The organism is Paenibacillus sp. FSL H8-0079, assembly GCF_037991315.1.
Classification (GTDB): Bacteria; Bacillota; Bacilli; order Paenibacillales; family Paenibacillaceae; genus Paenibacillus.
The window spans coordinates 5,716,629-5,732,462 of sequence record NZ_CP150300.1 but is presented as its reverse complement, the minus strand read 5'-3'; the positions used below and the strand labels follow the sequence as shown (position 1 = coordinate 5,732,462).

The window sequence follows — 15,834 nt, the reverse complement described above, 5'->3', positions numbered from 1 at the left end:
GATAAGGTATCATATAAATATAAAAGATAGTGATAGTTATATTTACCCATTCACCTGATATAATAGACCTACAAATGTTTGGGAGGAAAGATGATGTATACCAATACGATGAATGCCATAGTTCAAGAAGTCATCAGACTTCTTAACCATCAGAGAAATCTGTTGAAAGATATGTTAAACGAGGAAGAATTGTTGAAGGATGGACAGAGCCAAGAGCGTTCTGTGGATGTGGTGCTGGCAGAACAATGGATAGAAACGCTTGAAGATGAAATAACCAAGGTAGGCGGGCTGGAGATGACGCTGGCTGTAGTAGGCACGATGAAAGCCGGCAAATCAACCACAATCAATGCAATTGTGGGACGGGAAGTGTTGCCAAATAGAAATCGTCCTATGACAACACTCCCCACCATCATTCGCCATAAAGTTGGCCAGACTACTCCGACCATCACGCTGCCTAAATTAGGGCCGTTTAATCATGCCCTTAGTACTTTGCGTGGAGCAATGGAGCGTTTACCCGAAGATGAAGTGAATCAGCTTTCATTTGCATCTACGGAAGATGGCAAAAGCTTGATACAAGAAATTTTGACAGGGGATTTAAAGGAGCTTGGACCTAGTTATTCGGGCGCAGAAGGAATTTATTTATTCTTGAAAGTTCTTAATGATATTTCCCGTCTGTGTAATGAAGAGAAATTAAATGTAACCTCTCCGATCATAGAGTATTCATCGATTACGGAATTCCCGGTCATCGAAGTGGAATTTCACCACCTGAAGGGCAAGGAACAACAATTGCAAGGAAGTCTCGCCTTAATTGATACTCCGGGACCTAATGAGGCAGGGCAGGGGCATCTGAAAAAAATTCTCCAAGAACAACTGCAGAAGGCTTCGGCGGTATTGTCTGTTCTTGATTATACTCAATTGAATTCTGAAGCTGATGCGGCAGTCAGACAAGAGATTGATTACATATCCAGTTTTTCCAAAGATCGATTGTATGTGCTGGTCAATAAATTCGACCAAAAGGATCGCAACTCCATGGATGCTTCTGAAGTGCAACGGTATGTAGGCAAAGAACTGTTTGAAGAAGAAATCCCATCTAATCGGATTTTCCCTGTTTCAAGTCAATTTGGTTATTTGGCAAACTATGCGCTACATGAACTTGATTCAACTGGAATTTTGCCGACTCCGGAAGAAGCCAAGTGGGTAGAGGATTTTGGACAGCGTGCTCTTGGAATTGATTGGGAGGAAGATATAGAGGATGCTGACTTGGCAAGAAGAGGGGCGCAAAAGTTATGGAAAAAAAGTAATTTTTCCGAGCCTCTGGAACAGGTGATTTCAGAGTCATACAGCAAGGCGGCATTCGTTTCCCTTTCATCCGCGGTGGACAAAATGCTTCATTATGACAATGAGGTGATCGACTACTTGAAGATGCGCAGCGGCAGCGTTGCGATTGGCATAAACGAACTGAAGAAGCTGATCGTAGAGCTTGAGCAAGATATTGAACGAATTGCTCAGGCGAGTCAGAGAGCTGACGATCTGTCCTCAAAAACGTTGGGGAAACTAACTTCCATGACCAATGATCTTTTTAGTGATGGTGAACGTACGATAAAACACGTTATTGAACAATTATTCGATCATGGGAAGCGTTTAGAAGACGCACGCAACCAGGCTGAGACAGAAGGGAGACGCAAAAAGAGGGGAACGGGTATTTCTGTGTTCGATACGCTTAAGTCTATTCTCAATGCGCCTAGTCAAGATTTCATTACTTTAGAAACAAACGGTCCCAATGTGTTTTCCAGCAAAGAAGAGGCAGAAGACTTTATTACGAAAATCAATAAAGTACTCGAAAAGGATATGGGAGTCATTTCAACGGAGATCCAGTCTCGTGTGACCCAAATTATCCACTCCCTAGAGCGTGACATAAATAAGGAAGTACAAATTAATGTTTCCAACATTTTGGAGCACGCCGCAGATATTTTAAATGAATTCTTTGATTTAAATCTATCTTTTGAAAATCATAAAATAAAACCGATCAAAGTAGATTTTAATCAGCTTAGCAGTAAATTTACGGAAGAGAAGACTGTGGAAAAAACCAGAACAAGATATGAGAGAAAATGGTATACACTTTGGTTAAAAGAGCATGCAGTCTCTTACAAAGTCAGCGAGCAAGAATATCACGTGGATACTAGAGAAATAGGCAAGCAAGCTGTGAAAGAATTAAAAAAAGCCCATCAGCAACTTCACAACGATTTGAATGCATACGTAACTAAAGAATTAGGCGGTAACGTAAAATCGTACTTTGATGGACTTAAGCAATATCTGGACAAATACCGTGGGAATATTTTAGATGGCCTTACTGACAAGCAAGCGGATGAGAAAGTGTTGGGAAAGTTATTAGCGGCTATGAAACAGTATCTTTCAGTAGCCGAGAATCACATTGAAGATGTTACTCCCGTGCATTTGGAGTTGAAGCAGATAAATAATCTTGCCAAGGAGGTTGTACAAGCATGACGACTGTCACGGATAACGATCAACGGGAATTGGAAGACCTCCTGGAGAAAATACCCGTGCTTCATGATAAACATATCGTCGATTTAGTGAACGGCCTGGAAGTGGCCAAAGATCATATACGGGTACGAGAGAGTTCCAACAACAGTTTCTTTCAAAGGATGGTTGATTCGTTCTCTGGAAAATCGGCATTACGGCAACAACGGATCGACCAGAACCTGTCGACAGGTCTGGAATCTGCCGTGGTGTGGCTTGAGCATCTTCAAGCCCAGCAGATCCGCAGCGATCGTGCGCTTGCTCATGTGACTTATAAACTTACTGAAACCAGGGCGGGAGTGCAAAAATTGGCTCTACGGCACCTGGAACTGCGGGAAGAGGTTAGCCTCATCTGCGAAAGAATGGGCGAATTGGAAGAGAAATTTCTGGGACAAATGAAAGAGGTCAATCTGCGTTTGGATTCTATCGATATGAGACAAAGTGCTATGGCGCAAATGCATAAGGAGTTTGATCGATGGGAGAGTGGCAGCTATGCTGGATTTTCTCCTCTCTCTCAGCTCACGATCGTGCTGGAAAGCCTAAGCTGGGGTGCCTTTGGAAAATATGATGAGCATAACTCGGAATTCAGGGAACAATTATTCGATAAATGCGTTATTACGCTAAAGCGGCTTGAGGGAGTTCCCCCGAGATTGATTCCGACGAACGAATGGTTGTCCGCCATGAGCCAAGATCGGGCAATAGCTAAAGAATCGCTGGTTTATATGCTTAGTTCGAGCAAGCATAATCATAGGAAAGTGGCTCTGAATACAGCAATAAATGACACGCTTAACCTTCAACCGGGGGAGCATACAGGAAAAAATATTGAGACGATTATACAAAGTCGGGATCTGCCTTATGTTTTTAATGGAAGAACACTAAGCAAGAGGTTATACAAGGAATCTTGTGTAAGGCTGGAGAGTGAGGGGTTTTATGTCTCGGGTTTTTGATCGGTTTGGGTTAGTTTTCTCAGGTGGTGGAGCCAGAGGAGCGTACGAGGTTGGGGTAGCAAAATATCTTGCAGAGCATAATTATGAGCCTAGTGCATATTCAGGTGCCAGCATCGGCGCTCTCAATGCTGTGCTGCTTGGGACGGCGCCGACGTTTCGGGAGGGAATCACCCGATTGGAACAGATATGGAGATCGATACAGCAAGATGAGATTGTCAAGTTGGACCCTGGAGCTTTTGCATTGGTTATGCTTCACGCACTTGGAGCAAGGGTACTGCATTCCCACCCGCAGTTGGCTATTTTGGGTTCGTTGTACCAGTTGGCAAAGGATAACATTACATTCCTAGGCAATATTTCTGATGTCAGCAACAAGATGCAGAACAATTCAATGTATGCTTCTTTGCAAAAGGGATTGTTGGATGACGGATTTTTGAGAAAACTATTAAACGATGAGTTGGAGCTCGATAAAATGACTTATCGAGTTCCCATTTGGATATCTGCATACCGCAGTAGAGGGACTACTAATGATATACTTGCTTATTTGTTATCATCATCAGGAATTAAGGATAATCCGGAATCGGATTATTTTGAGTTTGCAAAGATTCCTAGCGAGGAGAGATTGCAAGTTATTCTGGCTAGTGCGGCCATTCCGGTTGTATACGGCAGTCACATTGTGAAAGGAAAGCACTATGTAGACGGAGGAGTTGGAGGGCAGCGCACAGCCAGAGGAAATACCCCGTTGGCTCCGTTAGTGCAAAATGGATTCAAGCAGTGTATCGTTGTAAATCTATCGGATGGATCTATGTTTAATCGTCATGAATTACCGGATGCGAATGTCATTGAAATCAGGCCTAAGAAATCTCTCCACCCGAAGGGGATCGCTTCTAGCCTTCTTGATTTTAGAGAAGAACGTATTGAAGAATTAATGGCATTAGGGTATGAAGATGCAAAAAGATGCATTTCCAACTCCGTTGCAGCAATGGAACTGGTAGGTGAGAGCAGGAGAAGTGAGGACATGCGAGAAGAGGCGATCAAGGTTCTGGATAGTGACGGTTTTGAAGAAGTAATTGGGAAATTATAGATTTACTTTATGAGCGTTGAATCGTACTAAGGGGTCTCTAACTGCATTACTGATGTCTAATAAAGACTCACATTAGAAATGACGAGATGAGGTGCCGTCAGCTCTAATGTGGATGTGCTCAAGGCGTAATGCGATTTCTGGCTACCTGAGTTGAATTAAACTTGATTCAACTCAGGTAGCAGACTTTCCTCGGATCCTCGATACTCGGCAGGGGAAGTGCCCATGCGGGATCGGAATACCCGATGAAAATAGGAATAGCTTGCAAAACCGCAGGATTCGGCAATATGCTCCAGTGTCATTTCACTGTATTTCATACGTTCCAGTGCTGCATTCAGACGGATCTCAATCGCGTATTGAATCATGGTCTGGTTGTAGTGCTCCTTGAATAAACGGACTGCACGCGACAGGCTGAGTCCGGCATAACGTGCGGCTTCTTCAAGTTTAAAGGTAACCGTGGCATGCTCCTCAATAAAGCGTTTTAACTTTAGCGCAGAGGAAACTGCCCGATCCGTCTGAATATTCTCGGTGATTGCCCGGTCGATATATAGACATAATCCGCGTAGTAACGCATCCTTTAGCTCCGCATTTTCCTCAAGAGGTCCACGACGCTTCTCCAGTAGCATATTTCGCCATAGGCTGATCAGCTTATCATCCACTCCAATTCGGCTTACGGTAGCTCGTTGCTGCCGTTTCCACCAGTGATCGATCCAGCTGCCTTCGCAGAATAGATAATAATCTCCACTGGACAAACGTCCTTCCTTATGTGGTTCATCGACCACGAGATGATAGTCGTCGCCAGGCTTCAAGAGTAACAAATCCCCGCTGGTCATCCTGAATTCTTCATCCTGTACATATACTTTGCACGAGCCTTCGGTCTGCAGGCGGAACAGATAAGTTTGCAGCTCGCCCTTCATATTATGAGTGAACGCCTTATAGTGGTATGAGTAGTCACAGATCAGCACAGATGTCTCTAATGTATCCAAAGATGAAATCCCCCAATATGTACATCCTGCATGCATTCAAATGGGCTACATTCAATAGATGCAAAATGATGGAAATAAAATTTGATCAGATAGTTCATGTTCTGACTATATTGTATATGTTCATTCTAGCCTGTTTTGCGTTAGGATGATACCAGATAGAGCAATGAAAGCAAATTTGAGAACAGAGGTGTATCCTACATGAAAAAACTTAATATTGGTTTGCAATTGTTTACACTCCGTGATGAAACTGCAGCAGATTTTCGTGGTACGTTGCGTAAAGTAGCTGCCCTTGGATATGAAGGCGTGGAGTTTGCCGGATATGGTGACATTCCAGCCGAAGAAATGAAAGCGCTACTAGATGAACTTGGACTGAAAGGATTCAGCAGCCACGTTTCACTACATGCGATGCGTGAAGACTTGCAAAAACAGATCGATTACCTGAAAACAATTGGTGCACAATATATCATTTGCCCTTACCTGATGCCAGAAGATCGTCCTGAGAATGAAGAAGGCTGGACCAAGCTGTTCGCTGAGTTACAACAATATGGAGCTGAAGCGGCGAAGCAAGGATTGATCTTCGGATACCATAACCATGACTTTGAATTCCACGGCCAGGTTGGCGATGCCAATGCCTTTGATGCCATGTTCGCTCAAACATCACCGGAAGCGGTGAAAGTGGAAATGGACGTATGTTGGGTACAATTTGCGGGACAAAATCCGATCGAGTATATTAAACAATATGCGGGTCGTTTGCCGCTGCTTCATCTGAAGGACTTCAGCAAAGACGAACAGGGCCAGATGAAAACACTGGAACTGGGACAAGGTTCAGTTGACCTGCCAGCTGTTATTGAAGGCGCTACGAATGCAGGCGTGGAGTGGTTGATCGTGGAGCAAGACGTATGTCAGAATCCTCCGCTTGAGAGCGTATCCAATAGCTACAACTGGCTGAAGCAGAATTATTTGAACCAATTCTAATGGACCATCGAACCATGAAAAATGCTAATCTATTTGTCAAAGGAGACTTATGTACATGAGTAAAATTAAAGTTGCTGTATTCGGCTGTGGAGCCATTGCCGAGCGCAGACATATCCCAGAGTACGCTGCCAATGAGAACGTAGAGCTTGTCGCTTTTGCCGATCCAATTGTGGAGCGTGCGGAGAAGATGGCCGAGACTTATGGAGGTAAAGCGTACTCCAGTTACGAAGAATTGCTTGCAAACGAAACGGTTGATGCCGTTAGTGTGTGTACACCGAACTATCTGCATGCACCAATGGCGATTGCTGCTGCAAATGCAGGCAAGCATGTATTGGTTGAGAAACCAATGGCAGTATCCACTGAAGAAGGCGAGCAAATGATCGAAGCTGCTAAGAAAAATGGCGTGTATCTGATGGTTGGACACAACCAGCGCCTAATGCCTCCTCACGTGAAAGCAAAAGAAATTCTCGACTCCGGCAGACTGGGAAAAGTCCTGAATTTCCGTACTTCCTTCGGTCACCCGGGCCCGGAAGCATGGAGTGTGGACGGAGCTGAAAGCTGGTTCTTCCGTAAAGAAGAAGCGATTATGGGCGCCATGGGCGACCTGGGCGTGCACAAATCAGACTTCATCCGTTACTTGCTGGATGATGAAGTATCTGAAGTGGCTGGTTTCATCAGCACACTGCACAAGGAAGGCACTAAAGTTGACGACAACGCGACTTGCTTGCTGCGCATGAAGAGTGGAGCGATCGGAACGCTGGTAGCGAGCTGGACGCAATACAGAGCCGGAGACAACAGTACAGTTCTATGGTGCGAGAATGGTGTTATGAAGATCGGAACAGTCGAAGGCGATGAAGTTATTGTTGAGCTGACCAATGGTACAGTTGAGACGTACAAAGTCGGAGCCATGGCTACCAACGAGAAACAAGTGCCGAGTGGCGTAATTGATGCTTTTGTAGAGTCGATTGTGACCCAAACACCTCCAGCGATTTCTGGAGAAGAGGGCTTGCGTTCCCTGCAAGTTATCTTGGCAGCTTTCGAATCCGAGAAGACAGGTCAGATCATTAAGCTGTAATTCAACCGAATGACAGTGCAATTTCTAACATTTTATATGTACTAATCTATGATATAAGGGACTTATCTCAGAGAAGTGTTCTGGGGTAAGTCCTTCTCTATTTCTTCCCAGGCAAGTGTGGGAAAGTGAACAGTGTATATGGTAATTCGTGCAACAAGGTTAAAACATCTGATCGCTTGTGCAGAACAGAAAGAGGCTGACATTTCACGCTATCGCGGAATATCAGCCTCTTGGAGTCATTAAATTAAATGATAGAATGTTTAACTTTCTTTAGATGCCAGCTGGCACATTACTGCCCAGATCCAGCCATGCGATTTCAGCTGGAGTCAGCGTGATACGTGACCCTTCGTCACAGGAGAGCAGTTCTGCCTGATTCTGGGCTCCGATCAGCGCACAGGTTGGGAACGTCTGATTCAATACATAAGCAAGCGCAATCTGGATTGGTGTTGTTTTCTTGGAATTCGCCAATTGTTCAGCCCGGCGCAACCGTTCCCAGTTGCCATCACTGTAGAATACACGCACCAGATCTTCGTTATCCCGAACTTCAGGTGTGAATCGTCCAGTGAAGAAACCACGCGCTTGGGAGGACCAGGATAGCAATGGAAGCTTGGTTTGATCATGCCATGCCAGCGTCTCTGCATCTGCTGATACACAGCCTTCCCAGAAAGGTTCGTTTGCTTTGGCGAGACTGAGATTCGGACTGCTGAAGGTGAAGCCCTTCAGGCCATTCGCCGCAGCGTACGCATTGGCTTCCTCCAGGCGCTGCCAGGTCCAGTTGGAGGCACCGATCGCGCCGATTTTGCCGGAATCAATGTGTTCGTTCAGTGCTTCGAGAATAACACTGACTGGGGTATTGGGATCATCCCGGTGCAGGGCATACATCTCTACGTGATCTGTCTGAAGACGCTCCAGACTTTCAAGCAAGTCACTACGGATGGCATCAGCGTTAACGCGTGGTCCGTTCTGGTCATGATGTGCGCCTTTGGTGAGAATGACAATCTGGTCGCGGTTACCGCGTTCCTTCATATAACGACCAAGGACTTCTTCACTCTCTCCACCACAATAAATATGCGCTGTATCGATGGTGTTACCGCCAATGGATAGAAATGCATCCATATTCGTAGCTGCTTTATCGTAGGCATCATGCACGAAATAATCGGTTCCTTTAATCAATCTGGAGACGGGTTTACCTGCACCAGCAATTTCGATATATTCCATAAGTCATTTCATCCTCTCGATTATAGTGTAATTCGTGTACGTTGTTCCGCTGAACGAAGGCAAGCTTCCAATACTTTCATATTAGCTACCGCATCGGAAGGAGCGAAGCGCAGATCTTTGCCCTGAAGGACGGCACGTGCCATATCATCTCCCTGCAAAGAGTAGTGGTTCACTTGTTGGACTTTAATCTCTCTGCGTTCACCGCCAGCCGTTACATAGAAGTTCGAACTGTTGTCTTGCTGGCTGACAAATGCGGAAGGGACTTCAATAATGCCCTCGGACCCCAGTACCTCCAGCGTGTTGCGGAAGGCTGCCCACATGCTGCTGTCAAAGGTCACACCAACGTGATTATCGAATTCCAGCAGTCCGGAGGCCATCATATCGACTTGATCATGCTGCGGGGAGAACATGCCAATCACGGTAGCTGCACTTGGTTCTTGACCAAGCAGCAGACGTGCTACGCTGATGGAATAACATCCGATATCATACAGTGCACCTCCACCCCAATCCCGCCGAAAGCGAACATTGCCGGATGCATTGGAATTATTGAACGAAAATGTACTGTGAATACCGCGGATCTCACCGATCTCACCGCTGGCGATGATATCCCTGATCTGCTCGTAACGTGGATGATGGCGGTACATGAATGCTTCAGCCAGCTGCACACCTGCATCTGCACAAGCTTGAACCATCTCCTGAGCTTCCTGCTCAGTCAGAGCCAGTGGTTTTTCGCACAAAATATGTTTGCCTGCCTCAGCGGCCCGGATCGTCCATTCCCGATGCAAATGATTCGGTAGCGGGATATATATGGCATCGATGGAATCATCTGCGAGCAAAGCTTCATAACTGCCATAAGCCTTGTCGATCCCAAGTTGATCGGCCGTCTGCTTGGCTTTATCTTCGTCCCGACTGGCGATCGCGGTTACTTCATTTAACTCGGATTGCTGCAAGCCTGGAATGACGGATTCCACAGCAATGCTAGCGCTACCAAGAATGCCCCAACGCAATTTTTGAACTGAATTCATGTGTTGTATCCTCCTGTGTATAAATGTATATTGTGATTATAAGGAATAGATGAATGAATTAAAATGATAATATATTGAAGTCAGTTAACACAATATTGTTCAGTAAGGAGAAGTCGTTATGATGAGGCAAACCGTATTGCTAACCCTGCAGGATATTCCATATTTTTGTTACCCGGAATCGGTCGGACATTATATGGAACATCCCCAGCATTCCGTATTACGGGAGGCAGGTGTACTGAACAATTTTAATATTCACTATGTCGCTGCGGGCAAAGGATACGTGGAAGTGGACGGGGTGGTGCATGAGCTTCGTGCAGGTCAGGCTGTGCTTTATTTCCCGCAGCAACAACAGCATTATTACAGCAGTGAAGATGATCCATGGGATGTACGATGGGTTCATTTTTACGGTGAACGTCTGCATGATTATATGATCGAACGGGGGTTGCATCGTAATCTGCTGTGGACACTACGGCAGCGTAACTCATGGGAAGAAGCTCATCTGGCTTTGCTGACTGAAGCGGAACAAAACACCATGCTGCGTCCTGCTCAGCTATCCACACTGACTTATGCCGTACTCGCCGAGTTCGTACAGCATGCGGTACCTTTAAAGAGCACACGCACCACAAGTAAGGCGGAGAGTCGGGTTCTTGCGCTGCTTCCACAGATGCAGCAGGAGGCCTGCCAACCTTTCCTGTTACAGGACTGGGCGGATCTCGCAGGTGTGAGTTCGTATTACTTTTGCAAAATGTTCAAGAGCGCTGTGGAGATGACGCCCATGGAATTTATTACTCGTTCACGGCTACAGATGGCAAAGCAATGGCTGCTGGAAAGGCCTGCGGCCAACATCGGACAGATTGCGGAGGAAGCGGGGTATCCCAATGCCAGTTATTTTAACCGCCAGTTCATGGCCCATGAGGGGATGACACCTACGGATTACCGCGGATTGTATCACAATTAACCAGATCCTTTCGATGTTGCCAGCGCTTGAGGCATAGTGGTTTGACACAGAGCTCAATCAAGTCTATTATGGATAAATTAAATCCGTGTATAATGAGGTGCCCTCATGAAATATTCAAAAGCAACAAATTATGCTTTGCATACGATGCTTCATCTTGTAAGTACTGCCCCTGAACAGCTGGTTAGTGTACACCAACTTGCAGAACTGCAGAAGGTGTCACCAACCTATCTGTCCAAAATACTGACCAAATTGGTTAAGGCGGGCATGATCGAATCTACATCCGGTGCCAATGGTGGCTATCGGCTTAGTCGTAAAAATCCGGATCCTTCCTTCTTGGAGATCATTCATGCGATTGAAGGTCAGGCGTCTCTGTTCGAATGTTCCCAGAATCATAACGCAGGTTGTTTGATCCAGCAGGTGATGGTGCAGGCGGAGGAAGAGATGGAGAGTTTTTTGAACAATAAAAAGATGTCAGAACTTGCTTCTCAAATGAAGGGTGCACATTCCCTGTAATTTAAAACTTGCAGCTAGAACTGTAGCTTCAATCCACGTGGTTAACTCGTCTGGAACATAGGTATATCTAGATCTTTCCCATCCTCGCGAGAGGTAAGGAAAGATTTTTTTGTATCGTTGTACCTAATAGATGTCGAAGGGTACAATAAGGAAGGTATAGGTGCATACATATTTGATCCAATCTTATATCACATTTTACATCTCTGGAGGGACAACACATGAGCCAATCAACGATTACAGGACTGGAACAATTGCTCGCACTGGAAAACATTCGGAACACCAAGGCGCGCTATTGCCGCTATATTGATACCAAACAATGGGATACCTTGGGTGACGTGTTCGCTCCGGATGCAATCGCCGATTTCAGTACAGAAGGCAATCCGATTCCGGTATTAACAGGCCGTGATACGATCGTACAAGTATTCCGTGATCTGGTGGATGTTGCCGTAACCGTGCACCATGTACATAGCGCCGAAGTTGAATTTGTATCCGAGAACGAAGCGAAGGTCATCTCCCCAATGGAAGATTGGGTAACGTTCCCGGAGGGCAATGAGAACAAATCGTTCCACGGATTTGGGCACTACCACGAGACTTTTGTCAAAATCGATGGCCAGTGGTACATCAAACATACGAGTCTGAAACGTCTTCGTCTGGACCTGTTTGAATAGTATAATCCGTATAGAAGAATAGAGAAGCTGGTCAACATTAAAATAATAGCCCCGAAGAGCGTGATGAACGCATCCTTGGGGCTTTTTTGTGTTTGTGGGAGAGGGGCAGCTGACAGATGCATAGAAAATGGGAAAGAAAAAAGCCAGGTTCGGAACCCGAGGGTCCCTTCCTGACTTCTTTTGGTTAAATGAGATGTTAGATCCGGCTACTTGTTTCCGTGACTTTCCGTGACTGCATTCTCAGATACACCTGAGAGAAAATAACCGATGCGAGTGCGACCACAGTCATTCCCCAGAAAATATTGGTGTACGCTGAGGACAGCGGCATATTTTGCATCGCCGTCAATGCTACACCAGTAACAGCAACACTGAAAGCACCGCTGAAGAATTGACTGAGTTGGAACAGCCCCATACCTGCACCCACCTGATCCATGGTCAGATTGCCTGACAATTCATTGGACACGCTGGTGGTCAGGGAAGAGAAGCCAACGCTGAGAAGGACATAGACAGCCATAATGGCGTAGATGTTATTGTCTGCAAATAAGGCGAATAGCCCGGCAGCTGCCAGTAGCAGCCATGGTGCAAATTTCAATAGCAACGTATTGCCGTGTCGGTCAATCATGCGGCCGATGCGGTTGGAGAGCAGCATAGACACGACTGCACCCGGGAAGATGACAAGCCCGGATTGAGCAGGTGTCAGCCCATACAGATGCGCCAGAATCTGCGGTAACAGGAACAATGTTGAGAAGTTATTGATGTAGGATACAATCCCCAGCGAGCTGAGCATCATATATTTTTTGTCTTTGAACAAAGCAGGTTGGACAAATGGATCTGCCGCGCGCCGAATTCGGAGCCAGAACAGAAGCAGTGCAGCAGCACCGATGACAAGCGTGAACCACTGACGGGAAGTCAGGAATAACAGCACACCGGTAGTACCGATGGCGAGAAGAATGGCACCCAGCAGGTCAAATGAACCTTTTTGCGGTGTTTCCCGCGGGAGCAGTTTGAAGAATACAGGAATCAAGAATAACGTTAGTCCTGTAACGATAAACAGATCGTGCCATCCCAGAAATTGTGTAATACTTCCGCCGATGACGGGACCGAGCCCAAGACCCAGTGAACTGGCGGACATGATGACAGCCATCGATTTACCCCGGCGATCATTCGGAATGTACCGGGTAATCAGCACAATGGCAAGCCCCGGAACCGATGCAGCACCCGCAGCCTGAATCAGACGTGCAATGAGCAAAATGATGAAGTGATTACTGAAGAACCCGAGAACGGATGCCGCACCAAGTAACGTAAGCCCGGTCGTGAATAATGTACGAATAGGTATGAAATCGGATAGACGTGAGAACGTAATCGAGGAAATGGCAAATACAATGGAATACCCTGTAACAATCCATGAAGAAGCGACGGATGTAAGCATAAATTCGGCTGCAATTTTGGGCAGGGCCAGATTAAACATCATTGTATTCATCACAACGAGTACAACGGTGAAGCCAAGCAAGCTTACAATTAAACCTTCCTGTATTCCGGTCCGTTCCCCTGATGATGCGGTTGCGGTGTTGTTCATAAAAACCTCCTAGAGTGATGTGTATTTCGCAACATTTCAGAAACGGTGTGTAACATTTGCAAAATGTAGTATGATGTCAATCCCGTGCCTGACAGCAGGGGTTACATAACGAAATCATTAAAGTTCGATTGGTGTCGAACATTAGAAATATATCATGGATCTGTGTTAAAATACAATGGATAGTCTGAAAAAAGGAGACTACAATATGAAGATTTTACATCATCCACAGGTGTCAGATATTGAACTTTCCTCCGTATTGTATGCGTTAAGCGACCCGACCCGTCTTGGGATTGTTGCGGAAGCAGCGAGAAGCGGAGAGCAGCCGTGCAGTCATTTTCATGCACCTGTTGTGAAGTCAACGATGTCGCATCACATTCGTACCTTGCGGGAAGCCGGAGTTATTCGGGTCAGAGTGCAGGGCACTCAGCATTTTCTCACCCTGCGATCCGATGATCTGGAAACGCGCTTTCCAGGACTACTGCAACCGTTATTGCAGGCCGCAGCTCAGTCGAGCACAGATCCTTCCTAAATGTTGTCCTTTCTTCAGGTCGAAGAGGGGACATTTTTATTTTCTGAATTGAAAAAAAACCTAAACAAGTTAATCGTTTAGGGGATTACGGTTTAAGATCAATTAACTTCAAATCGAGAAGTTACACTGAACGTGGCGGGGTAACGATGCTGATCACATTCTCAAACTCCGCCTGCCAGTCATTCTTGATGATGCTGCCGATGTAACCATCGGGTCGAATCAATACCAGCGTGTCGCTGTTAATACCATAGATGTCGGTCAGTTTTTTGGTGGTATCGTTGATAATATTCTGATCGGCTTCATTACCGATACTGACGATGTAGCGATGCAATTCGGCACCACTGTCCGGCCAGTTCAGGTCGGGGAGGATATGAGCGGCATTTGCTCCAAAGGCAAGCAAGGTGAATTGCGGTCCACGGAGGACGTCAAATAGTCGTTTTACCCCGCCTGGGCCGATGCATGGAGCATCGGGTGCTCGATCTCCGACCTGAAGTGACTTGGTCGCTGATGCATTCTCAGAGCTAAGTGGACCACCATGATACGATAGTGTGAGCTGACGTTCTTCGTCACCGCGTTTGAGACTGGCGAGACGTTTATTATCGAGCTTGGCGTACAACTCGCTGGATTTTCCAAGTACGCGTGCGGCAATAGGTTGACGTTCAGCTTCATAGCTGTCAAGCAAGCGATCAGGCGCACCAGCAATGACCTGACTTATCTTCCAGCCGAGGTTGTAAGCATCCTGTACACCGGTATTGAGTCCTTGCGCACCGGCTGGGGTATGGACGTGGGCCGCATCGCCTGCAAGGAAGACACGACCTGACCGATAATGCTCAGCAAGTCGTACGTTGGGTCGGAATACGGAACTCCAGGTAATATCGTAGAGTCGTAAACCAGTGAGCTTGTGGAACTGAACGGCAAGTACAGCCTCGTCAAGGTCTGGGTTCTCGTTTGCTCCCAACCTGATCATGACCTGGAACTGGTCGGAGTGTGGCAACGGGCATGCTCCGACAAATTTACCTTTTGTGCGTGGCCACATATGCCAACGATTGCGAGACAAGCCATCGATGGTTCCGTCGATGATAAGCATACGATCCGATTCGTTGGTCTCTCCGACAAATCGAATTCCAACACCTTTACGAACGGTGCTTGAACCACCGTCTGCCCCCACCAGAAATCTGCTGCGAATCTTCTCCCCTGAAGAGAGCGACACCGTCACACCATCGGAATCCTGTTCAAAAGAATCCACCGCGTTGTTAAATTCAATCTTCAGCCCCTGACGTTTGAGCAGGCTATGCAGAATGGCATCTGTGCGGTGTTGAGCCAGCAGAAGAATATTCGGATAAGGTACATCCGGTGTAGGTTTATTTCGCTGTTGCATGCGCCATGGCACAGTGATCGGCCCGAGATGAATACCTGCGAGCGGGTATTCATCTCCCTCCGCATGAGCATCATTCAGCACGCCGAGGTCCTCCAAAACCTCCTGGGTTCGGGGCTGTACTCCCTTGGCACGAGAACCCTTGAAGGCGTGGGGAGCCTTGTCGACCAGTCGGACACGAAGGCCGCGGCGCAAGAGATCTGCTGCTAATGTAGAGCCGGTCGGGCCAGCGCCTGCAACCAATACGTCGATATCGTAATCTTCCCTCGATGGACTCACACTCGGTTGTTCCTTCTCTTGAAATCGATTGGATTGTATGTCTGTCATTTGTAATGTTCCTCTCTGAATTATATAAATTGAACTAAAGATTATT

At 46.4% G+C, this 15,834-nt stretch carries 14 protein-coding genes; 9 read left to right on the top strand and 5 right to left on the bottom strand.

Annotated elements, in window-relative coordinates:
- Positions 1 to 90: 90 nt before the first annotated feature.
- From MHI06_RS25685 to MHI06_RS25675, 3 genes are read left to right on the top strand one after another with little or no spacing between them, the layout of a single operon-like run.
- Positions 91 to 2,505 (top strand): dynamin family protein, encoded by a 2,415-nt coding sequence (locus MHI06_RS25685; RefSeq protein WP_340399527.1) that lies wholly within the window; start codon positions 91 to 93, stop codon positions 2,503 to 2,505.
- Positions 2,502 to 3,485 (top strand): diguanylate cyclase regulator RdcB family protein, encoded by a 984-nt coding sequence (locus tag MHI06_RS25680; RefSeq protein ID WP_340399526.1) that lies wholly within the window; start codon positions 2,502 to 2,504, stop codon positions 3,483 to 3,485. Before MHI06_RS25685 ends, MHI06_RS25680 begins: the two co-directional genes overlap by 4 nt.
- Positions 3,469 to 4,566 carry a patatin-like phospholipase family protein gene (locus MHI06_RS25675; RefSeq protein WP_340399525.1) on the top strand — a complete coding sequence of 366 codons (1,098 nt, stop codon included), beginning with the start codon at positions 3,469 to 3,471 and terminating at the stop codon, positions 4,564 to 4,566. The genes MHI06_RS25680 and MHI06_RS25675 overlap by 17 nt, the downstream gene beginning before the upstream one ends.
- Positions 4,567 to 4,721: 155 nt before the next feature.
- Here MHI06_RS25675 and MHI06_RS25670 read toward each other — a convergent pair whose 3' ends face one another.
- Positions 4,722 to 5,549 (bottom strand): AraC family transcriptional regulator, encoded by an 828-nt coding sequence (locus tag MHI06_RS25670; protein ID WP_340399524.1) that lies wholly within the window; start codon positions 5,547 to 5,549, stop codon positions 4,722 to 4,724.
- A 198-nt stretch (positions 5,550 to 5,747) separates the two neighbouring features.
- Between MHI06_RS25670 and MHI06_RS25665 the strand changes: the two genes are divergently transcribed.
- Positions 5,748 to 6,524: a sugar phosphate isomerase/epimerase gene (locus tag MHI06_RS25665; RefSeq protein ID WP_169481402.1), complete on the top strand. Its 777-nt coding sequence runs from the start codon at positions 5,748 to 5,750 to the stop codon at positions 6,522 to 6,524.
- 55 nt (positions 6,525 to 6,579) lie between these two features.
- The gene (locus MHI06_RS25660; RefSeq protein WP_169481403.1) at positions 6,580 to 7,599 is read left to right on the top strand and encodes a Gfo/Idh/MocA family oxidoreductase; all 1,020 of its coding nucleotides are present in this window, start codon (positions 6,580 to 6,582) and stop codon (positions 7,597 to 7,599) included.
- A 270-nt stretch (positions 7,600 to 7,869) separates the two neighbouring features.
- Here MHI06_RS25660 and MHI06_RS25655 read toward each other — a convergent pair whose 3' ends face one another.
- Positions 7,870 to 8,817 carry an aldo/keto reductase gene (locus MHI06_RS25655; RefSeq protein ID WP_340399523.1) on the bottom strand — a complete coding sequence of 316 codons (948 nt, stop codon included), beginning with the start codon at positions 8,815 to 8,817 and terminating at the stop codon, positions 7,870 to 7,872.
- A gap of 20 nt (positions 8,818 to 8,837) precedes the next feature.
- On the bottom strand, positions 8,838 to 9,842 hold the full coding sequence (locus tag MHI06_RS25650) for a Gfo/Idh/MocA family oxidoreductase (protein ID WP_340399522.1): 1,005 nt from the start codon (positions 9,840 to 9,842) through the stop codon (positions 8,838 to 8,840).
- 118 nt (positions 9,843 to 9,960) lie between these two features.
- Here MHI06_RS25650 and MHI06_RS25645 point away from each other — a divergent pair, with 118 nt between their 5' ends.
- The 3 genes from MHI06_RS25645 (at position 9,961) to MHI06_RS25635 (ending at position 11,981) form a co-directional block, all read left to right on the top strand.
- On the top strand, positions 9,961 to 10,800 hold the full coding sequence (locus MHI06_RS25645; RefSeq protein ID WP_340399521.1) for a helix-turn-helix domain-containing protein: 840 nt from the start codon (positions 9,961 to 9,963) through the stop codon (positions 10,798 to 10,800).
- A gap of 105 nt (positions 10,801 to 10,905) precedes the next feature.
- Positions 10,906 to 11,313, top strand: a complete 408-nt coding sequence (locus MHI06_RS25640; protein WP_017692155.1) for an Rrf2 family transcriptional regulator — start codon at positions 10,906 to 10,908, stop codon at positions 11,311 to 11,313.
- A gap of 218 nt (positions 11,314 to 11,531) precedes the next feature.
- A complete protein-coding gene (locus MHI06_RS25635) occupies positions 11,532 to 11,981 on the top strand; it encodes a nuclear transport factor 2 family protein (protein WP_062836373.1) in 450 nt (149 codons plus the stop codon).
- Between the two features lie 196 nt (positions 11,982 to 12,177).
- Here MHI06_RS25635 and MHI06_RS25630 read toward each other — a convergent pair whose 3' ends face one another.
- The gene (locus MHI06_RS25630; RefSeq protein ID WP_169481407.1) at positions 12,178 to 13,557 is read right to left on the bottom strand and encodes an MFS transporter; all 1,380 of its coding nucleotides are present in this window, start codon (positions 13,555 to 13,557) and stop codon (positions 12,178 to 12,180) included.
- Between the two features lie 205 nt (positions 13,558 to 13,762).
- Here MHI06_RS25630 and MHI06_RS25625 point away from each other — a divergent pair, with 205 nt between their 5' ends.
- A complete protein-coding gene (locus MHI06_RS25625; RefSeq protein WP_036606795.1) occupies positions 13,763 to 14,086 on the top strand; it encodes a helix-turn-helix transcriptional regulator in 324 nt (107 codons plus the stop codon).
- A gap of 121 nt (positions 14,087 to 14,207) precedes the next feature.
- On the opposite strand, the gene MHI06_RS25620 is transcribed toward MHI06_RS25625, so the two are convergent.
- On the bottom strand, positions 14,208 to 15,788 hold the full coding sequence (locus MHI06_RS25620; protein ID WP_340399520.1) for an FAD-dependent monooxygenase: 1,581 nt from the start codon (positions 15,786 to 15,788) through the stop codon (positions 14,208 to 14,210).
- Between the last annotated feature and the right edge of the window lie 46 nt (positions 15,789 to 15,834).